Raw genomic sequence first — 19260 nt, 5'->3', positions numbered from 1 at the left:
AGTTACCGATGGTGAGTGTCGCCAGCCGGTCGCTGAAAATGGCGGACCTGGATCTGGAAACCATTACGTAAGCCCACATAGAGGCTTTCCCCGGGCACGAGGCCCGCAGCGGTGGCCCAACGGGCCAGATCGTCCTGTTCAAACCCCAGCCAGAGATCACCGCAGGCCTCCTTGGCCCAACTCTGGTTGTGGCTGCATAACTCTGTCACTAACAGGCTACCGCCCGGTTGCAGCAAGTCGGCCATGTGCTTGAGCGCATCGGCCGGCGCGGCGAAATGGTGAAGCACCATGTTCAATACAACACAATCGGCCCGCAGGCTCACACCATTCAAGGCATCGGCCAGTTGCAGGCTGACATTAGCCAGTGTTTCACGTTCGCACACCTGGCGTGCCAGCTCGAGCATGGCCGGGCTGTTGTCCAGCGCCGTCACTTGGCTGAAACGCCGCGCCAGCTCCGGCAGAAACGCGCCGTCGCCAGGGCCGACTTCAATGGCCGTGGCGGTGGGCTCGAATCCCAGTTTGTCGAGCAGCGCCACGACGCTTTCACGGTATTGCGGCAACCCGGCAATCAGGTCCTGCTGGGCGCGAAACTTCTCGGCCACCCGGGCAAAAAAATCCTGGCTGGCAGCGGCTCGCTGCCCGTGTACCTGGGCGATGCGGGCCTGCACGTCTGCCGGCAGGTCCAGCTCATCCACCTCTTCGAGCAACGCGGCATGCAGCTTGCCGCCCAGCAGATCGGTATGGGGCAGGGCGCGGCGGTAAAAAATCGCATTGCCTTCACGACGGGTCGCCACCAGGTCCGCCTGGGCCAGGACCTTGAGGTGGTGGCTCATGCCGGATTGACCGATGCCGAAGATCTGCGCCAGTTCCAGCACGCCGAACGAATCGTTGGCCAAGGCGCGCAATACATTGAGCCGCAGCGGATCGCCGCCGGCCTTGCAAAGGGCCGCCAGCTCATCGCAATCGTCATGGCGAATGGAAGGCACGCGTAAATTCATAGGGCGGCAGTCTAGTGAGGGGTATGGATCACCGCAAGGTCAATATCAAAAAGTTTTGATATTGCTCGATAAATGGCACTTCCCAAGGCGTGCTTGACTCTACAAACCTTCAGCGGAAAGGTTTCACCTGGCGAATGCGACTTTATCCACCGGAAAAAAGCCTCTGGATGACTATCTGTCATTGCCCCGGGGCGGGTGGGTGAGGGAAAATGCTCGCCTTTTTTCAGTTTCACAATTCAAAACCCAGGAGATCAGCGATGCCCAGCCGTCGTGAGCGTGCCAATGCCATCCGTGCACTCAGCATGGATGCCGTGCAAAAAGCCAACAGCGGCCATCCCGGTGCCCCTATGGGTATGGCGGATATCGCCGAGGTGCTTTGGCGCGACTACCTCAAGCACAGCCCGAGCAACCCGTCGTTTGCCGACCGTGACCGCTTCGTGCTGTCCAACGGCCACGGCTCGATGTTGATCTATTCATTGCTGCACCTGACCGGTTATGACCTGTCGATCGATGACCTGAAGAATTTCCGCCAGTTGCACAGCCGCACTCCGGGCCACCCGGAATATGGCTACACCCCAGGCGTGGAAACCACCACCGGTCCACTGGGCCAGGGCCTGGCCAACGCCGTGGGCTTTGCCCTGGCGGAAAAAGTCCTGGCGGCGCAGTTCAATCGCCCAGGCCATAACGTTGTCGATCACCACACCTACGTGTTCCTGGGTGATGGCTGCATGATGGAAGGCATTTCCCACGAAGTCGCCTCCCTGGCCGGCACCTTGGGCCTGAACAAGCTGATCGCTTTCTACGATGACAACGGCATTTCCATCGACGGCGAAGTCGAAGGCTGGTTCACCGACGACACCCCCAAGCGTTTCGAAGCCTACAACTGGCTGGTCATCCGCAATGTCGACGGCCACGACCCGGAAGAAATCAAGACCGCCATCGAGACGGCGCGCAAGAGCGCCCAGCCGACCCTGATCTGCTGCAAGACCACCATTGGTTTCGGTTCGCCCAACAAACAAGGCAAGGAAGACTGCCACGGCGCGCCACTGGGTGCCGAGGAAATCGCCCTGACCCGCGCTGCGTTGAAGTGGGAACACGGTCCGTTCGAAATCCCGGCCGACATTTATGCCGAGTGGGACGCCAAGGAAAAAGGTCGTGCCGCCGAAGCCGAGTGGGACCAGCGCTTTGCCGCCTACTCCGCGCAATTCCCTGAGCTGGCCAATGAACTGGTGCGTCGCCTCAGCGGCGAGCTGCCTGCCGATTTCGCTGAAAAAGCCTCGGCTTACATCGCGGAAGTCGCCGCCAAAGGCGAAACCATTGCCAGCCGCAAGGCCAGCCAGAACACCCTCAACGCTTTTGGCCCGCTGCTGCCGGAGCTGCTCGGCGGTTCGGCCGACCTGGCCGGTTCCAACCTGACCTTGTGGAAGGGCTGCAAAGGCGTCAGCGCCGAAGATGCCAGCGGCAACTACATGTACTACGGTGTTCGTGAGTTCGGCATGAGCGCGATCATGAACGGTGTGGCTCTGCACGGCGGCCTGGTGCCTTACGGCGCTACCTTCCTGATGTTCATGGAATACGCCCGCAACGCAGTGCGCATGTCGGCCCTGATGAAGAAGCGCGTGCTTTATGTGTTCACCCACGACTCCATCGGCCTGGGCGAAGACGGCCCGACTCACCAGCCGATCGAGCAACTGGCAAGCCTGCGCTGCACGCCGAACCTGGACACCTGGCGCCCATGTGACGCCGTGGAATCGGCAGTGGCCTGGAAATACGCCATCGAGCGTAACGACGGTCCATCGGCGCTGATCTTCTCCCGCCAGAACCTGCAGCACCAGAACCGCGATGCCGACCAGATCGGCGACATCACCCGCGGTGGCTACGTGCTCAAGGACTGCATTGGCGAGCCTGAACTGATCCTGATCGCCACCGGCTCCGAAGTCGGCCTGGCCGTCCAGGCCTACGACAAACTAACCGCGCAGGGCCGCAACGTACGTGTGGTGTCCATGCCGTGCACCAGCGTGTTCGATGCCCAGGACGCCGGCTATAAGCAAGCGGTATTGCCGTTGCAAGTCAGCGCCCGGATCGCCATCGAAGCCGCTCACGCCGATTACTGGTACAAGTACGTCGGCCTGGAAGGTCGCGTGATCGGCATGACCACCTACGGCGAATCGGCGCCCGCGCCGGCGTTGTTCGAGGAGTTCGGCTTTACCCTGGAAAACATTCTGGGTCAGGCTGAAGAGCTGTTGGAAGACTGATCCGAAGTCGCGTCGTCCGGGCTGACGCCATCGCGAGCAAGCTCGCTCCCACAAGGATCTCCACCGACCCTGTGGGAGCGAGCTTGCTCGCGATGGCGATGGCTCAGGCAACGCTGCCCTGATGGATTCACCCAAGTCAGAGAACCCCATGCCCCAACCGCGTCCCTACAAAGTTGCACTCAACGGCTACGGCCGGATTGGTCGTTGCGTCTTGCGTGCGTTGTTCGAGCGAGGGGCCAGGGCCGGGTTCGAGATTGTGGCGATCAACGATCTGGCCGACATGGCCAGCATCGAATACCTGACACGCTTTGACTCCACCCACGGCCGGTTTCCGGGCGAGGTGCGGGTCGAGGGCGATTGTCTGCACATTAATGGCGATTGCGTGAAAGTCCTGCGCAGTGCCACTCCCGAAGGTATCGATTGGGCATCCTTGGGTGTCGACCTGGTGCTTGAATGCTCGGGCGCCTACAACACCCGTGAAGATGGCCAGCGCTTCATCGCGGCCGGCGCTCCGCGGGTGTTGTTCTCCCAGCCGATGGCCAGCGAAGCGGATGTCGACGCGACCATTGTCTACGGCGTGAACCAGGATTGCCTGAGCGGCGACGAGCTGTTGGTGTCCAACGCGTCCTGCACCACCAACTGCGGCGTGCCGCTATTGCGCCTGCTGGACCAGGCCATTGGCCTGGAATACGTGTCGATCACCACCATTCACTCGGCGATGAACGATCAACCTGTGATCGACGCCTATCACCATGAAGACTTGCGGCGGACCCGTTCGGCGTTCCAGTCGGTGATTCCGGTGTCCACTGGTCTGGCGCGCGGCATTGAACGGCTGCTGCCGGAACTTGCGGGGCGAATTCAGGCCAAAGCCGTGCGGGTGCCGACGGTCAACGTGTCCTGCCTCGACATTACGATGCAGACCGTGAGCGATACCGACGCCACCGAGGTCAACCGGATCTTGCGCGAAGCCGCCACCAGCGGTCCGCTCAAAGGCCTTCTGGCTTACACCGAGTTGCCCCATGCCAGCTGTGATTTTAACCATGACCCACATTCGGCCATCGTCGATGCCAGCCAGACCCGGGTTTCCGGGCCACGGCTTGTGAACATCCTGGCTTGGTTCGACAACGAATGGGGGTTTGCCAACCGAATGCTGGACGTTGCCGAGCATTACCTGCAAACCGCTTCTAAAAAACCTGCTCTCTAAACAGTTACCCAGGAATTGCGACCCATGACCGTGTTGAAGATGTCCGACCTCGATCTGCAAGGTAAGCGCGTACTGATCCGCGAAGACCTCAACGTCCCCGTCAAGGACGGTGTTGTCACCAGCGACGCGCGTATCCTGGCTTCGCTGCCGACCATCAAGCTGGCCCTGGAAAAAGGCGCGGCCGTGATGGTCTGCTCCCACCTGGGCCGTCCGACCGAAGGCGAGTTCTCGGCGGAAAACAGCCTCAAGCCGGTCGCCGCTTACCTGAGCAAAGCCTTGGGCCGTGACGTACCGCTGGTGGCTGACTACCTGGGCGGTGTGGACGTGAAGGCCGGCGATGTCGTGCTGTTCGAAAACGTGCGCTTCAATAAAGGCGAGAAAAAGAACGCTGACGAACTGGCCAAGCAGTATGCAGCCCTGTGCGACGTGTTTGTGATGGACGCGTTCGGCACCGCCCACCGCGCCGAGGGTTCGACCCACGGCGTGGCGAAGTTCGCCAAAGTGGCCGCTGCTGGCCCGCTGCTGGCCGCCGAACTGGACGCACTGGGCAAGGCCCTGGGCTCCCCGGCCCAGCCGATGGCTGCCATTGTTGCCGGCTCCAAGGTCTCCACCAAGCTCGACGTGCTTAACAGCCTGAGCCAGGTGTGCAACCAGTTGATCGTCGGCGGCGGCATTGCCAACACCTTCCTTGCTGCGGCCGGTCACCCGGTCGGCAAATCCCTGTACGAGCCGGACCTGCTGGACACCGCCCGGGAAATCGCCGCCAAGGTCAGCGTGCCGTTGCCGGTGGACGTGGTGGTTGCCAAGGAATTTGCCGAAGGCGCCACCGCCACCGTCAAGCTGATCGCTGACGTGGCCGAAGACGACATGATCCTCGACATTGGCCCGCAAACCGCAGCCAATTTCGCCGAACTGTTGAAATCTTCCAAGACTATCCTGTGGAACGGTCCGGTCGGCGTGTTCGAGTTCGACCAGTTTGGCAACGGCACCAAAGTGCTGGCCCAGGCCATCGCCGAGAGTGACGCTTTCTCCATCGCTGGCGGCGGCGACACCCTGGCGGCGATCGATAAATATGGCGTGGCCGAGCAGATCTCCTACATTTCTACCGGCGGCGGTGCGTTCCTCGAATTCGTCGAAGGCAAAGTACTGCCAGCCGTGGAAGTCCTGGAAAGCCGGGCCAAGGCCTGAGGTTTCGTTGACCAGGCAAAGGAGTGTTGTGATGGTCAAGACGTTCACGTTGCTGTTGACGACGACGCTGTTAGTGGCCTGTTCGAGCAGCCCAAAGGCCACGGCTCCGGAAACCGGGACGCCAACGCCTGAAGGCGGCTGTTACCAGGCCGACTGGCAGGCCGAGACCAATCCGGTGCTGAACAAGCGTTCGGGGCCGGATGGCCTGGATAAATATGAGACGCAAAACCCGGCCAAGGAACATGGTTGTCCTTGACGGGTCAGACTCTTTAACTCATGGCTGGCGGCACGGGTCGTCAGTCGAGGAACACGGATGAAAGGCTTTATCGCCGTTGTGGCGCTGGCAATGCTGGCCGGTTGTGCGCAGCTGGATCGGTTTCGTTCGTCCGAGCCTGTCGTAGAGGGCTGGACAACCTGGACCTGTGACAGTCAGGCCAAGGTGCTGTGGCGCTATACCGATGACACCCGCAAGGAAGTCGACGTTCGCCTCGGCGGTGCCGAGCAGGTCTATCACCTGAAGGAAGAGCCGGGCGCATCGGGTACGCTGTACAGCGACGACATGCTGGCGTTTCACGTCAAAGGTGAGGAAGGCCTGGTTTACTGGGTCGCCACCAATGACTTGATTGGCCGGGGCTGCAAGGCTGACTGATTCAATAGAGATCCAATGTGGGAGCGAGCCTGCTCGCGATAGCGATGTATCAGGCATCAGTGATGTTGACTGTCGGGCCCTCATCGCGAGCCTGCTCGCTCCCACAGGGGCCTCTTATAGTTTCGAGATTTGTTTCACCGAACACACAGGCCGGACCCACCCCCGACCTGCAATGACTTGAATAGCCGCCGCCGCTCCGGCAGGCTGGCACGATTAACGACCCTCGACCGGGAGAGACACACTAATGGCACTTATCAGCATGCGTCAGATGCTGGACCACGCAGCCGAGTTCGGCTACGGCGTCCCAGCCTTTAACGTCAACAACCTTGAGCAGATGCGCGCCATCATGGAAGCCGCTGACAAGACTGACTCCCCGGTGATCGTCCAGGCTTCGGCCGGCGCCCGCAAATACGCCGGCGCGCCATTCCTGCGTCACCTGATCCTGGCTGCCATCGAAGAATTCCCGCACATCCCGGTGTGCATGCACCAGGACCACGGCACCAGCCCTGACGTCTGCCAGCGCTCCATCCAACTGGGCTTCAGCTCGGTCATGATGGACGGCTCGCTGGGCGAAGACGGCAAGACCCCGACCGACTACGAATACAACGTTCGCGTCACCCAGCAGACCGTCGCCATGGCCCATGCCTGCGGCGTCTCGGTGGAAGGCGAACTGGGTTGCCTGGGCTCGCTGGAAACCGGCATGGCCGGTGAAGAAGACGGCATCGGCGCCGAAGGCGTGCTGGACCACAGCCAGATGCTGACCGACCCGGAAGAAGCCGCGGACTTCGTCAAGAAGACCCAGGTCGACGCCCTGGCCATCGCCATCGGTACCAGCCACGGCGCCTACAAGTTCACCAAGCCGCCTACCGGCGACGTGCTGGCCATTGACCGCATCAAGGAAATCCACAAACGCATCCCCAACACTCACCTGGTGATGCACGGTTCTTCCTCGGTTCCGCAAGAGTGGCTGGCGATCATCAACCAGTACGGCGGTGACATCAAAGAAACCTACGGCGTGCCGGTTGAAGAAATCGTCGAAGGTATCAAGTACGGCGTGCGCAAGGTCAACATCGACACCGACCTGCGCCTGGCCTCTACCGGTGCCATGCGTCGTTTGATGGCGACCAATCCGAGCGAGTTTGATCCGCGTAAGTTCTTCGGTGCGACCGTGACGGCGATGCGTGATGTGTGTATTGCGCGTTATGAGGCGTTTGGGACTGCGGGTAATGCTTCGAAGATCAAGCCGATCTCTTTGGAGGCGATGTATCAGCGGTATTTGAAGGGTGAGTTGAACGCTAAGGTTAACTAAGGCTTCAGCGTTGTGGTTGTGAGAAAACCCGCAGTGATGCGGGTTTTTTTATGTGTGGGATTTGTGTGTATATCCGTTTTTTGGGTAACGGCTGCTTATGGTTCCGCCCTTACGGCGGGTCACTTTTGGCAAACGCCCCAAAAGTAACCAAAAGGTCTTGCCCCACCACTCGGTGCCTCGCCTAGGCTCGGCATGCCCGAACGCAGGCATTGCTCCGTGGGCCCGCCGCGAAGGGCCATCCATGGCCCAGCGCGGCTATCCCGGCATCCATGCCGGGATGCCCACTCCACAATACCTACGTTCGGCCAGCGTGGTTAACGGGGCCCCCAGATCAAAATCAAAAGCGAGGCGGCCTGATAGCCGGCCTATTTGTCACGGCTGTCCTCCGATCCAATTGTGGGAGCGAGCCTGCTCGCGATAGCGGTAATTCAGTTGCACAGAAGTTGGATTTACTGCCGTCATCGCGAGCAGGCTCGCTCCCACATTTCGATATTTAACAGACATAAGTTTGTATATGCCACACGTCCATTGTGGGAGCGGGCTTGCTCGCGAAAAGGCCAGTACATTCAACACATCCTCATTGGCTGTTGTACCGCCTTCGCGAGCAAGCCCGCTCCCACAGGAGAAACGCGATCAATCAAAAAACAGGTCGGCTATCAGGCCGCCTCGCGGAGGACTTTGATCTCGGCGCCCCGTTAACCACGCTGGCCGAACGCAGGTGTTGCGTAGTGGGCACCTCGGCATGGATGCCGAGGTAGCCGCGCTGGGCCATGGATGGCCCTTCGCGGCGGGCCCACGGAGCAATGCCTGCGTTCGGGCATGCCGAGCCTAGGCGAGGCACTGAGTGGTGGGGCAAGACCTTTTGGTTACTTTTGCGCTCTTCAAAAGTGACCCGCCGTAAGGGCGGAACCCTAAGTAGCCGTTACCAAAGAAATGGATATACACACAGATCCTGATAGCGCTGTGTCAGTCGCCATCCATGCTGCTGACCCAGCGCTATCGCGAGCAAGCTCGCTCCCACAGGGGATCATCTCCCGCCGGGAGGGCTTTATTGGTCTTCGAGGCCGCGTTGTTCAATGACGCCGAACACATCGGTGACATCCTGAACCAGGAGCCGGGCGACATTGGTGAGGGTATTGAGGTCGCTGGCGGCCGAATCGCGCAGGGTGGCGCAGGCCATGAGCGTCAAGTAGTCGAGCGTGGCATGCAGGCGTTCGCTGGCACAGGCGTGAAGCTCGCTCAGTGGGACGGTTTTATCGATGAACAGGACGGGTTGGGTGGTGGCGATCGGGGTCAAGGGCGTGAAGCGGCTAATCGATTGATGCATGGTCATAGATGAAATTCCCTATAGAAAAAGAATTGCCACCTTTTTGCTGCGAAACAAAGTGGGTGGCAGCTACGCGCGGGTTCGCAGACCGAGAATGACCAAACCCGGCAGACCCAAAGGCCTCCCGCGCGCAACCGCCATAAAATGAACGTCGGCAATTCTGCCTGAGTTTTCATTTTGCGGTGCAAAGTCATTGTTCTCTGTCGGGCTGCGAAACCCGTGCCCCGCTGACCAAAGCCAGCAGACGAGCCCGAACTATAGAGGAGATTTTCGAGCCCAAAATCGACCTGTAGGACGCACCGCGCCCACGTGGCGAGGGAGCTTGCTCCCGCTCGGGGGCGCAGCCGCTGCAAAACCGGCGCATGCGGTCGGTCTGACGAAAGGAGGGGGCTGCTGCGCAGCCCAGCGGGGATAAATCCCCTCGCCACAAAGGTAAATTCCTACGAGATTTTCGGAGCTGAAAATCTCAGGTGTTGTGATCGATATCCAGCTTGCTGAACGTCACTTTCCCTCCTTCGCTGGTGTAGCCCGTATTGTCCTGCACATACACGCCAGCCTTGAAATACAGCGGCTTGACCTTCCATTTGGCGCTCATGGTGGTGTACCAGCTACGACCCGCCGCGGTGATACCCAGGTCGCCGGTACGATCAAGATGGAGCCGATAAGAGAAAGACTGATTGAGTTTTACACCCGAGGCGACGGTGATGACCCGGCCCTCGTCGTCATCGGGGCGCATGCGCACTTTGGCGACGATGTTGCCGGTCTTGCTGTCGTCCTTGTACTGGTATTCCAGCTTCACCATGGGTTTGCTGCTGTCCTTGGCATGAATCTGACCGATCACGATCTTGCCGGTGCTGGGTACCTGGTTGACCACCAGGGTCGCACTCAATTTGTTGTCGGCGTCGGGGTATAGCCAGTTGCGCAAGGTGCCGTTTTTGTAGGTCTCGCGCAATTCGCTGCGCGGGTAGATCGCGTTTTCAGTCTTGGTGCCGGTGACCGGTGACCAGAAATACACCGTGCTGCCTTCAGAGTTGAAGTATTTGTTCTTGAAACCGTCCACCAGTCGAGGGGTTTCGATGGTTTTGGGTGGGCTTCCCTCGGGGATGCTCAAGTTCCAGGTTGCAAGATCGACCATGTTCGGATCCTTTCTGTACATAAGAAATGATTTACGCCACAGCCGAAGGCTCTAGGACGCGCTTTCGCCGACGCCACAAGGAAATGGATCGAACGTTTGTCACGTAGATCCGGCGGCGGGTTGGCGTCAGCAGACCGTCAGAGTTGTGTTTGCCGCTTTGGTGCCCGAGACAGGTGACCGTTAGTCGGCTGGCAGGAAAATTTTTTGAACGATGGCGATATAGCACCGCGCACATGGCCTGTGCTCGAAGGCGGGGCTGAGGGGGGCAGGCAGCATCCGTGCTGCTATGGCGCCAGGAAAAGCGATCAGATGTTGTGATCGATATCCAGCTGGCTGAACGTCACTTTTCCACCTTCGGTGGTGTAGCCGGTGTTGTCCTGCACGTACACGCCCGCCTTGAAATACAGCGGTTTGACCTTCCAGGACGGGTCGATAGTGGTTCTCCAGTTGTAACCCGCCGCGCTGATGCCCAGCGCGCCCTTGGGGCTGAGATGGATCATGTAGGTAAAGCTGCGGTCGAGTTTCACACCGGTGGCGATGGTGATGACTTGGCCGGTTTCGTCGTCGGGGCGTATGCGCACTTTGGCGACGATGTTGCCGGTGGAGCTGTAGGTTTTGTACTGGTACTCCAGTTTCACCATGGGGCTGGTGCTGTCTTTGGCGTGGATCTGACCGATCACGATCTTGCCGGTGCTGGGTACTTGGTTGACGGTTACGGCGGCACGCAGGATGTTGTCCGCCGCCGGATACAGCCAGTTGCGCAGGGTGCCGTCGCTGTAGGTTTCCCGCAGTTCGCTGCGCGGGTAAATGGCGTTTGCAGTCTTGGTGCCGGTCACCGGCGCCCAGAAGAACAGCGTGCCGGTGTCGGAGTGGAAATAGTCGTCCTTGAAGCCCTGGGCTAGCCGCGGTGTTTCGATGGTGATGGCGGGGCTGCCTTCGGGAATGCTCAAGTTCCAAGTGCTGAGATCGATCATGGTCGGATCCTGCGTAACGGGCGTAAAAGTGCTGAGGACCAAAGCGGGAGGCTCTACTCCAAGCATTTGGGGTGTGTTGATCACGCAGGAAGGAGTTTTTTGGATAACCATCCGGCGGATGTTTGACGTCAATTGTCCGTCGAATGGATCTTTTGCAGCATCTGTGCCTGGATGGTGAACCGTTAGTCGGCAGTTCGAATTTTCCCTGAACGATTTCGCATTGATAGGGTCGCCTGGGCGGGCAGCGCTGCGTTGCTGCCATGGCGCCATGCAAAGCGTCTAGATGTGATCGATATCCAGCAGGCTGAACGTCACGGTCCCGCCTTCGGTGGGATAGCCGGTGTTGTCCTGCACGTACACGCCCGCCTTGAAGTACAGCGGCTTGTCGCTCCAAGTGGAGCTGATGGGGGAGCTCCACTGGTAACCCGCACCATTGATGGTCAGGACACCGGCGGGGCTTAGGTGGATCAGGTAAGAGAAGGACTGATTGAGCTTTATGCCTGTGGCGATGGTGATGACCTGGCCCGATTCGTCGTCGGGACGCATGCGCACTTTGGCGACGATGTTGCCGGTGGAGCTGTAGGTTTTGTACTGGTACTCCAGTTTCACCATGGGGCTGGTGCTGTCTTTGGCGTGGATCTGACCAATGACGAGCTTGCCAGTGCTGGGGACTTGGTTGACGGTCAGCGTGGCGGCCAGCTTGTTATCAGCCGCTGAGTACAACCAGTTGCGCTGGGTACCGTTGCTATAGGTTTCCCGCAGTTCGCTGCGTGGGTAAATCGCGTTGGCAGTCTTGGCGCCGGTGACCGGTGCCCAGAAAAACACCGTACCGGAGTCGGCGTGGAAATATTGGTTCTGGAACCCCTGCACCAGTTGAGAGGTTTCGATGGTCGTTGGTGGGCTGCCTTCGGGGATGCTCAGGTTCCAGGTGGCGAGATCAATCATGGTCGGATCCTACGTAACGGAGTGAAAATGCTGAACGCCCAGCCAGAGGCTCTAGCTCAAGCTTTTGGGCGTGTTAATCACGCAGGGAGAAATTTTTTAATGACCGCCCAGCGGATGATTGACGTCAATTGTCCGTCGAAGGTGTCATTGCAGGTTTTGTGCCCGAGGTGGGTGACCGTTAGTCGGCTATTTTGGGCTTTGTCTGGATGATGGCGGGATGACACCTACTGCTTTTCAGAATCACGGTCTAGAGTGAGATCACAGTATTTGTCCGCCTTGCTACGTCAGGTCGGACGTGACGCCCGATAAGAGAAGCAGCATGGAATGCGTGCAACCACCGCTTGGCGAAGACAGTTCCGTCCTTTTGATAGTTGATGATTACCCTGAAAACCTGCTCAGCATGCGAGCGTTGTTGCAGCGTCAGGACTGGAAGGTGATGACCGCGTCCTCGGGTGTCGAAGCCCTTAACCTTCTACTCGAACATGACATCGACCTGGTCCTGCTGGATGTGCAGATGCCCGACATGGACGGTTTTGAAGTGGCGCGTCTGATGCGCGGCAGCCAGCGGACACGGCTGACCCCGATCATTTTCCTGACCGCTAACGAGCAATCCCAGGATGCGGTGATCAAGGGCTACGCCAGCGGCGCCGTGGATTACCTGTTCAAACCATTCGATCCGCAGATTCTCAAGCCCAAGGTTCATGCCCTGCTCGAACACCAGCGCAATCGCCGGGCCTTGCAGCGCCTGAGCCAGGATCTGGAAGCCGCCAGGGCTTTCAACGCCTCGGTGCTGGATAACGCCGCCGAAGGCATCCTCGTGGTGGACGAAAGCGGGTGTATTCGCTTCGCCAATCCGTCTACCTGTCGCCTGCTTAATGCCACCGCCGAGCAGTTGCAGGGAATGCCGCTCCTGGATTTCCTGCAAAAACCCCACATCCCCGAGTGGGCCGGCTCCGATATCCATGTCGCCTACTGCCGGGGGCAGACCTGGCGCCTGCACGATGCGGTCTTGCGCACCGCGCCCGGCCAGCAGGTGTCGGTGGCCTTGTCTTGTGCGCCCCTGCCTGCGGAGCAGAAGGCCATGGTGGTAACGCTTCAGGACATGTCGGTGGTGCGTCACTTGCACCAGCAACTCGAATACCAGGCCGTCACTGACCCGCTGACCGGTCTGCTCAACCGCAGGGGGTTTTATCAGACAGCCGAAAACCTGCTGATGCGCAGCGAGCGGCTGGAAAGCAACTGGGTGCTGCTGTACCTGGATCTTGATGGCTTCAAACGGGTCAATGATTCGTTGGGCCATGATGCCGGTGACCGCGTGCTGCGCTGGGTGTCGGAACAACTGAAGGCGTGCCTGCGCCCGTTCGACATTCTGGCGCGTCTGGGCGGCGATGAGTTCACCGCCCTGCTGGATCTGGAGGTGCCCGAGCAAGCGGCCAAGATTGCCGAGAAACTCATCGAACGAGTGTCTATCTGCCAACAGATCGAGGGCATGGACGTAGCGCTGGGGGCCAGCATCGGCATCGCGACGTACCCCGATTGCGGCGCCAATCTCGACGGTCTGCTGCGTGCATCCGACATCGCCATGTACGAGGCCAAGCGCGCTGGCCGTCAGCAATACCGTTTTTACGATCACGAAATGAACGGTCGAGCCCGTTCACGGCTGATGCTCGAAGAAAGTGTGCGCTCGGCCATCGAAAACCGCGATTTCAATATGGTCTACCAGCCCCAGGTGGGGGTGGGCGACGGGCGCATCCGTGGCTTCGAGGCGCTGTTGCGCTGGCAGCACCCCAGCGTCGGTGATGTGCCGCCGGGGCTGTTCCTGCCATTACTGGAAGAGGCCCGATTGATCAGTCGGCTGGGGAGCTGGATTTATCATCGCAGCGCCGCCCAGCGTAAAGTCTGGGAGCGCTTGTTCGCTGATGATCTGGTACTGGGGGTGAGTCTGAGCAGCACCCAGTTCGGTTTGCCCAACCTGGTGACCGAATTGCGCCAGGTCCTGGAGCGACATGCCCTCAAACCGCGGCAACTTGAGGTCGAGGTGACTGAAGACGCACTGATGCGCAACCCCGACGAAACCCATAAACAACTGCGGCTGCTGCATAACCTGGGGGTGCGGGTGGCGTTGGATGATTTCGGTTCCGGGCCTTGCTCGCTGGCGCACCTGCGCGACCTGGAGCTCGATACCCTCAAGCTTGATCGACACCTGATCGCCCGTCTGCCAGGCTCACCCCGGGATGCGGCACTGGCGGCGTCGGTCATCGATTTGTGCAAGCAATTGGGTTTGCGGGTGATCGCCGAGGGCGTAGAGACGCCTGAGCAATATCAGTGGCTCAAGGCCCACGGCTGCGAATATGTGCAGGGGTTCCTGGTGGCGCGGCCCTTGATGGCCGAAGACACCGATGCCTTTGCCCGGCCATTTGACTGGAGCGCGATGCAGGTCTGAATTCGCTACACTGGCGGCTTTTGTGACTGTGTTGCCGCCGATGATCGCGCTCAAATACCTCCAGGCTTACCCCGCCGCCCTGCAAGCCCAAGTGCAGCAACTGATTGCCCAGGATCGGCTGGGCGACTACTTGCAGCAGCGCTACCCCGACCGGCATTCGGTCCAGAGCGACAAGGCCCTGTACGGTTATGCGCTGGATCTCAAGCAACAATACCTGCGTAACGCGCCCGCTATCGACAAGGTGCTGTTCGACAATCGTCTGGACCTGACTCACCGCGCCCTGGGCTTGCACACTGCCATTTCACGGGTGCAGGGCGGCAAGCTCAAGGCCAAGAAAGAAATTCGTATCGCTGCGCTGTTCAAGGACGCGGCACCTGAGTTTTTGAAAATGATCGTGGTGCACGAACTGGCCCACTTCAAGGAGTCGGACCACAACAAAGCGTTCTACCAACTCTGCGAGCACATGCTGCCGGGGTATCACCAGTTGGAATTCGACTTGCGGGTGTACCTGACCTGGCGCGATCTGCAACCCCCCAAGGAATGACCGAATGGACGTCAGCAAGACCAAAAGCAGCTTCTATCGTCGTTTGTATGTGGCTTACCTGATTGATAGCGGCGTGGCCAGCAACATTCCCTCGCTCACCGAAGTCACCGGCATGCCGCGACGCACCGCCCAGGACACCGTGGCAGCGCTGGCGGACCTGGATATCGTGTGTGAATTCGAGCAGCTAGAGGGCGCCCGTAACCATGCCGGGCATTATCGGATCCGTGATTGGGGGGCGATTGATCGGCGCTGGATCGAGGGGAATTTGCCGCGCATTAAAGCGGTATTGGAATATCCCTGAACATTGGCGGCTTCTGGGGAGGCGTTATCGCGAGCCTGCTCGCTCCCACATTGATCTGCAGTGGGCATATGATTTATGTACCACGCAGATCCACTGTGGGAGCGAGCCTGCTCGCGAAGAGGGCATCAAGGCCGGTGCATGCCAATGTGTGGAATCCCGTCTTCCATGTACTCGATACCCACCACTCCAAACCCATACCGCGAGTAATACCCCTGCAGATGCGCCTGTGCCGACAGTGAGATCGATGTACCGGGCCAGTGCTTCTCGGCCTGCTTGAGACCCTGTTCCATCAGTTTGTGGCCCAGCCCCTGTCCCCGTGCTTGGGGGGCGATGACCACGCGCCCGATGACCACGTCACTGTTTTGCGAGTGCGGATCGAGCAAGCGAAGGTAAGCCACCAGACGATTGTCCTGCCAGGCCATCAGGTGGCAGGTGTCGCCCTCCAGGTCCAGGCCGTCGACGTCCAGGTAGGGGCAATTCTGCTCCACGACGAATACTTCGGCGCGCAATTTGAGGATGGCGTACAGCTGTTCCTTGCTCAGGTCACTGTGATGTTTGCAGACCCAGTCGATATCCATTTTTTGAATTTCCTGAAGAACCTGATGCCGATATTAAGCGGGCTGGCTGCGGAAGTCTCTTTCTTGGACAACTGTAAAAATCTGTGACAAAGGCCAAAATGCCATCATCGAATTGTCGCGGCGTGGCCTTCTTTGTGTAATCTTCGATTCAACGCTGCGCAGCGGTTCCACTGAGCTAATGTTAGGACCGGATGTCTGACGACATCTCTTGAGATTCGGCTAAAAACAAACCGGGCTTTGAACCCGTCAAGGATGTTTGGCATGCCGCGATTGCATCGAGCTCTTGCTTTGGTCGGGTTGCTGTTGCTGAGCCACAACGCCTGCGCGCAAAAGTTGCGTCTGGTGGCAGATGGCTGGCCACCCTTTACCGACACCACGCTGGTCAATGGTGGCCTGGCGACCGATATCGTCAGTACCGCTCTGGCGCGAGCCGGTTATGCCAGTGACTTTGAGCAGGTGCCTTGGGCCCGGGCGATGCTGGGCATCGGCGAGGGGCGCTATGACGTGCTGATCAATGCCTGGTACAGCGAAGAACGTACCCATGTGGGCCGTTTCTCGGCTGAGTACCTGCTCAACCGCGTGCGCTTCATCAAGCGCAAGGACGCACCCATCCAGTACGAGAACTTGCAGCAGCTGCATGCCTATCCCATCGCCGTGGTCCGCGGATACGCCTACTCCAAGGCGTTCGATGAGGATCAGCAATTGCAGAAAGTCCCTGTGCATAACTTTGCAATGGCCGTGCGCATGCTCGCTGCCGGTCGGGTGAAGCTGACCCTGGAAGATGAGTTCGTCGCCCGTTATTACTTGTCTCGTGAGTCGGCCAAGGTGCGCAACGCTGTGGAGTTCATGCCCAAGCCACTGAGTGAAAACAGCCTGCACATCCTGGTCAGCCTGAAGAACCCGCAGCACGAGCAGATTGTCGCGGGATTCGATCGGGAGATTGCGGCGATGAAGGCCGATGGTAGTTATGCGCGGTTATTGAAGGCGCACGGGATGTGATCTTGCGGTGCCGGGACTGGCGCTATCGCGAGCAGGCTCGCTCCCACAGTTGATCTAGAGCGGACACTTAAATTTTGTACGGCTGAGGTCCACTGTGGGAGCGAGCCCGCTCGCGATGGCGGTGGTGCGAGCACCACACTCCTCAAGCCTCACTGGTGTCCTTGACCAGATGCGCCGCCAACGTGCGCAGCGGCCCCAACTGACGGCAGATCAACCCCAGTTGCGTCTGCACCAGCCGCTGACCCTCGTCGATTTCATCGGGCATCTGCTCAAGCTCACTGGCCAAGGCTTCTTCCTCGTCGCTTTGGACCGCTATCGGTTGTTTGCTCGCCAGGCCCTGGGCAATCTCGTCGATGCTCGCGGCCAGTTTCACCCCTGCGCCGTCGATCAGGTGTTCGCGCACGTCTGCAGGCAATGGGGTGTCCCGATGGGCGCCCAGGCCTGACAAGTAGCTGAGCAGGGTGTGGGACAGCACCAGGAAGCGGAACCCGACATCGGCTTCCTTACGGAAATGCCCCGGCTCCATCAGCATGTTTGCCAGGGTGGTGGACAATGCGGCGTCGGCGTTGTGGGCGTTGCGTCGGGCCAGGCGATAGGCCAGGTCGTCGCTTTTGCCCGCGGCGTATTGCTGCATGATCTGGCGCAGGTAAATGCTGTTGCAGGTCAGCGTGTTGGCCAGCACCTTGTTCAACCGGCGGCCTTGCCAGTCCGGCAGGAACAGGAATACCGCAAGGCCGGCGATCAGGCTGCCGAGCAGCGTATCGAACAGGCGTGGCAGCAGCAGTCCATAGCCGTCGCCTACCTGGTTGAAGCAGAACAGCACCATGATCGTGATCGCGGCGGTCGCCAGGGTGTAGCGGGTCGTGCGGTTGGTAAAGAACACCACCCCGGCGGCGATGGCGAAAGACGATTGCACCAGCGGGTTGGGAAACAGATCGAACAGCGCCCAGGCCACCGTCAGGCCGATGGCGGTGCCGATGATCCGTTGGCCGAGCTTGCGCCGGGTGGCGCCGTAGTTGGGTTGGCACACGAACAGCGTGGTGAGAATGATCCAGTAGCCTTGGGACGGGTGGATCAGATGCACCATGGCATAACCCACACTCAGCGCCAGGGGCAGGCGCAGGGCATGTCGGAACAGCAGCGAGGTGGGCGTGAGCTGTGTGCGCAAGCGGACCCAGACGTCCTTCAGGTTGCGCGGTGAGCGATCCAGCAGGCTGCTATCGGTGGCGTCGGCCAGGGCGTCGGGGTTGCTCGCGTCGCTGAGCAGGCGGTCCATGGTGCCAAGGTTCGCCGACAAGGCCCGTAGCGAACGCAGCAATCCGCGCCAGGCCGGGTTGCTCTGGATCCGCAGGTGTTCGAGGGAGGCGTGCAGGTCATTCAAGGCCTCGGCGAAGCTGGCGTCATAGACGAATGGCTGGCGCAGTTGGATCGACTCGGCCAACGCTTGGCAGGCTTTACCTTGCTGGCGCAGCAGGCGTTGGCAGCGGAACAGCACGTCGCTGTGAAAGAACGCCTCGGCCAGTGCGTTGTAGGGGTAGTGGGAAGAGCTGGCGCGCTCGTGGATATCCTGGGCGAGGAAGTACAGCTTCAGGTAGCGGCTGACCTTCGAGCCTGGTCGCCCATTGCCTACGCGGTGCAGGATGATTTCCTTCGCCGCGTTAAGCGCGGCGACGACCCGGCCGTTCTGCTGGGCCAGTTCCAGGCGTCGGGCTTCGACGTCCAGTTGACGGATCGGCTCGAAGAGCGATGATTTGAGCTTCAGATAGCGTCCCAGCTCGCGGAACAGCCGCGCCAGGCTTTGCTGCACCGGCTGGTTGGAAAACAGCGCCTGCCACAGCACCGAGAGCAGGCCGTACCAAGCCGCACCGGCCACCAGCAGCAAAGGTTCGTGCCAGAAATCGGTGACCGCGCCACCGCGCTGGTCTACGCCGATCATGGTGTAGACCGAGAGAATCAACGTGGCCGAGGCAATCGCGCCATAGCGCTCGCCCAGCGCACCGAGCATAGTCAGGGCGAAACTCGCCAGCGCCAGGGCAACGATGAACAGAACCGGATAAGGAAACAGCAATTCCACCGACAGCGCTGCGATGGTGAAGCACACCAGCGTCACGGCCAGCGCGTTGAGGCGGCCCTGCCAGCTGTCATCGGTCTCGGCCAGGGCGCTGGCGATGATGCCCAGGAACAGCGGGATCAACAGCGCCATCTCATCCAGATACCAACACAGCGCCATGCTGCCGGTCAGGGCGATGAACACCCGCACGCTATAACTGAATTTATCCAACGCCCAAAGGCGACGCAGAGACTGACTAAACGAGGTCGATGACATGAAGTGCACGGGCCTGACGGGCAATGACGCTAAATTGAGGCAGTAATGACGCCGACGCAATGGCGGCGATCACATCCGGCAGCAA

At 59.8% G+C, this 19260-nt stretch carries 17 protein-coding genes; 10 read left to right on the top strand and 7 right to left on the bottom strand.

Annotated features, from left to right (window positions below):
- Window positions 1-2 precede the first annotated feature (2 nt).
- The gene (locus tag PSH91_RS24830; RefSeq protein WP_305466903.1) at window positions 3-998 is read right to left on the bottom strand and encodes a metalloregulator ArsR/SmtB family transcription factor; all 996 of its coding nucleotides are present in this window, start codon (window positions 996-998) and stop codon (window positions 3-5) included.
- Between the two features lie 257 nt (window positions 999-1255).
- On the opposite strand from PSH91_RS24830, the gene tkt reads away from it, so the two are divergent.
- The 6 genes from tkt to fba all read left to right on the top strand — a co-directional run bounded on the left by tkt (window position 1256) and on the right by fba (window position 7603).
- The gene (gene tkt / locus PSH91_RS24825) at window positions 1256-3253 is read left to right on the top strand and encodes a transketolase (RefSeq protein WP_047230412.1); all 1998 of its coding nucleotides are present in this window, start codon (window positions 1256-1258) and stop codon (window positions 3251-3253) included.
- Window positions 3254-3401: 148 nt separating this feature from the next.
- Complete coding sequence (gene epd, locus PSH91_RS24820; RefSeq protein ID WP_076383381.1) at window positions 3402-4457, top strand: erythrose-4-phosphate dehydrogenase; 1056 nt, start codon at window positions 3402-3404, stop codon at window positions 4455-4457.
- A 24-nt stretch (window positions 4458-4481) separates the two neighbouring features.
- Window positions 4482-5645, top strand: coding sequence for a phosphoglycerate kinase (locus tag PSH91_RS24815; RefSeq protein WP_139048965.1), 1164 nt, complete (start codon window positions 4482-4484; stop codon window positions 5643-5645).
- Between the two features lie 31 nt (window positions 5646-5676).
- The gene (locus PSH91_RS24810) at window positions 5677-5901 is read left to right on the top strand and encodes a hypothetical protein (protein ID WP_047230409.1); all 225 of its coding nucleotides are present in this window, start codon (window positions 5677-5679) and stop codon (window positions 5899-5901) included.
- 57 nt (window positions 5902-5958) lie between these two features.
- On the top strand, window positions 5959-6294 hold the full coding sequence (locus PSH91_RS24805) for an MliC family protein (RefSeq protein ID WP_047230408.1): 336 nt from the start codon (window positions 5959-5961) through the stop codon (window positions 6292-6294).
- Window positions 6295-6538: 244 nt separating this feature from the next.
- Window positions 6539-7603 carry a class II fructose-bisphosphate aldolase gene (gene fba / locus PSH91_RS24800; RefSeq protein WP_003177554.1) on the top strand — a complete coding sequence of 355 codons (1065 nt, stop codon included), beginning with the start codon at window positions 6539-6541 and terminating at the stop codon, window positions 7601-7603.
- Between the two features lie 1048 nt (window positions 7604-8651).
- Here fba and PSH91_RS24795 read toward each other — a convergent pair.
- From PSH91_RS24795 to PSH91_RS24780, 4 genes are all read right to left on the bottom strand, one after another.
- Complete coding sequence (locus PSH91_RS24795) at window positions 8652-8936, bottom strand: fructose-bisphosphate aldolase (RefSeq protein ID WP_305466902.1); 285 nt, start codon at window positions 8934-8936, stop codon at window positions 8652-8654.
- Window positions 8937-9396: 460 nt separating this feature from the next.
- Window positions 9397-10065 (bottom strand): polysaccharide lyase family 7 protein, encoded by a 669-nt coding sequence (locus PSH91_RS24790; protein WP_047230500.1) that lies wholly within the window; start codon window positions 10063-10065, stop codon window positions 9397-9399.
- A gap of 305 nt (window positions 10066-10370) precedes the next feature.
- On the bottom strand, window positions 10371-11039 hold the full coding sequence (locus tag PSH91_RS24785) for a polysaccharide lyase family 7 protein (protein WP_305466901.1): 669 nt from the start codon (window positions 11037-11039) through the stop codon (window positions 10371-10373).
- A gap of 279 nt (window positions 11040-11318) precedes the next feature.
- Entirely contained in the window at window positions 11319-11984 is a 666-nt protein-coding gene (locus PSH91_RS24780) for a polysaccharide lyase family 7 protein (RefSeq protein WP_076383385.1), read from the bottom strand.
- A gap of 319 nt (window positions 11985-12303) precedes the next feature.
- On the opposite strand from PSH91_RS24780, the gene PSH91_RS24775 reads away from it, so the two are divergent.
- From PSH91_RS24775 to PSH91_RS24765, 3 genes are read left to right on the top strand one after another with little or no spacing between them, the layout of a single operon-like run.
- The gene (locus PSH91_RS24775; RefSeq protein WP_305466900.1) at window positions 12304-14427 is read left to right on the top strand and encodes a bifunctional diguanylate cyclase/phosphodiesterase; all 2124 of its coding nucleotides are present in this window, start codon (window positions 12304-12306) and stop codon (window positions 14425-14427) included.
- Between the two features lie 40 nt (window positions 14428-14467).
- Window positions 14468-14971, top strand: a complete 504-nt coding sequence (locus PSH91_RS24770) for a M48 family metallopeptidase (RefSeq protein ID WP_047230503.1) — start codon at window positions 14468-14470, stop codon at window positions 14969-14971.
- A 4-nt stretch (window positions 14972-14975) separates the two neighbouring features.
- Entirely contained in the window at window positions 14976-15272 is a 297-nt protein-coding gene (locus PSH91_RS24765; protein ID WP_076383387.1) for a helix-turn-helix domain-containing protein, read from the top strand.
- 125 nt (window positions 15273-15397) lie between these two features.
- Here PSH91_RS24765 and PSH91_RS24760 read toward each other — a convergent pair whose 3' ends face one another.
- Window positions 15398-15850, bottom strand: a complete 453-nt coding sequence (locus PSH91_RS24760; RefSeq protein ID WP_047230495.1) for a GNAT family N-acetyltransferase — start codon at window positions 15848-15850, stop codon at window positions 15398-15400.
- A 261-nt stretch (window positions 15851-16111) separates the two neighbouring features.
- Between PSH91_RS24760 and PSH91_RS24755 the strand changes: the two genes are divergently transcribed.
- Entirely contained in the window at window positions 16112-16849 is a 738-nt protein-coding gene (locus tag PSH91_RS24755; protein ID WP_047230494.1) for an ABC transporter substrate-binding protein, read from the top strand.
- Between the two features lie 142 nt (window positions 16850-16991).
- Here the strand turns inward: PSH91_RS24755 and yccS are convergent, their stop codons facing one another.
- Window positions 16992-19175 (bottom strand): YccS family putative transporter, encoded by a 2184-nt coding sequence (yccS, locus tag PSH91_RS24750; RefSeq protein WP_160893959.1) that lies wholly within the window; start codon window positions 19173-19175, stop codon window positions 16992-16994.
- Between the last annotated feature and the right edge of the window lie 85 nt (window positions 19176-19260).

It is taken from the genome of Pseudomonas sp. FP1154, from assembly GCF_030687245.1.
Classification (GTDB): Bacteria; Pseudomonadota; Gammaproteobacteria; order Pseudomonadales; family Pseudomonadaceae; genus Aquipseudomonas; species Aquipseudomonas rhizophila.
The sequence above is the reverse complement of the archived record's forward strand: the minus strand, read 5'-3'. Positions and strand labels throughout refer to the sequence as shown.

Bases quoted from the DNA above. Each gene is read 5' to 3' on its own strand.
- PSH91_RS24830 (WP_305466903.1), bottom strand. From the start codon at position 998: ATGAATTTACGCGTGCCTTCCATTCGCCATGACGATTGCGATGAGCTG.
- tkt (WP_047230412.1), top strand. From the start codon at position 1,256: ATGCCCAGCCGTCGTGAGCGTGCCAATGCCATCCGTGCACTCAGCATG.
- epd (WP_076383381.1), top strand. From the start codon at position 3,402: ATGCCCCAACCGCGTCCCTACAAAGTTGCACTCAACGGCTACGGCCGG.
- PSH91_RS24815 (WP_139048965.1), top strand. From the start codon at position 4,482: ATGACCGTGTTGAAGATGTCCGACCTCGATCTGCAAGGTAAGCGCGTA.
- PSH91_RS24810 (WP_047230409.1), top strand. From the start codon at position 5,677: ATGGTCAAGACGTTCACGTTGCTGTTGACGACGACGCTGTTAGTGGCC.
- PSH91_RS24805 (WP_047230408.1), top strand. From the start codon at position 5,959: ATGAAAGGCTTTATCGCCGTTGTGGCGCTGGCAATGCTGGCCGGTTGT.
- fba (WP_003177554.1), top strand. From the start codon at position 6,539: ATGGCACTTATCAGCATGCGTCAGATGCTGGACCACGCAGCCGAGTTC.
- PSH91_RS24795 (WP_305466902.1), bottom strand. From the start codon at position 8,936: ATGACCATGCATCAATCGATTAGCCGCTTCACGCCCTTGACCCCGATC.
- PSH91_RS24790 (WP_047230500.1), bottom strand. From the start codon at position 10,065: ATGGTCGATCTTGCAACCTGGAACTTGAGCATCCCCGAGGGAAGCCCA.
- PSH91_RS24785 (WP_305466901.1), bottom strand. From the start codon at position 11,039: ATGATCGATCTCAGCACTTGGAACTTGAGCATTCCCGAAGGCAGCCCC.
- PSH91_RS24780 (WP_076383385.1), bottom strand. From the start codon at position 11,984: ATGATTGATCTCGCCACCTGGAACCTGAGCATCCCCGAAGGCAGCCCA.
- PSH91_RS24775 (WP_305466900.1), top strand. From the start codon at position 12,304: ATGGAATGCGTGCAACCACCGCTTGGCGAAGACAGTTCCGTCCTTTTG.
- PSH91_RS24770 (WP_047230503.1), top strand. From the start codon at position 14,468: ATGATCGCGCTCAAATACCTCCAGGCTTACCCCGCCGCCCTGCAAGCC.
- PSH91_RS24765 (WP_076383387.1), top strand. From the start codon at position 14,976: ATGGACGTCAGCAAGACCAAAAGCAGCTTCTATCGTCGTTTGTATGTG.
- PSH91_RS24760 (WP_047230495.1), bottom strand. From the start codon at position 15,850: ATGGATATCGACTGGGTCTGCAAACATCACAGTGACCTGAGCAAGGAA.
- PSH91_RS24755 (WP_047230494.1), top strand. From the start codon at position 16,112: ATGCCGCGATTGCATCGAGCTCTTGCTTTGGTCGGGTTGCTGTTGCTG.
- yccS (WP_160893959.1), bottom strand. From the start codon at position 19,175: ATGTCATCGACCTCGTTTAGTCAGTCTCTGCGTCGCCTTTGGGCGTTG.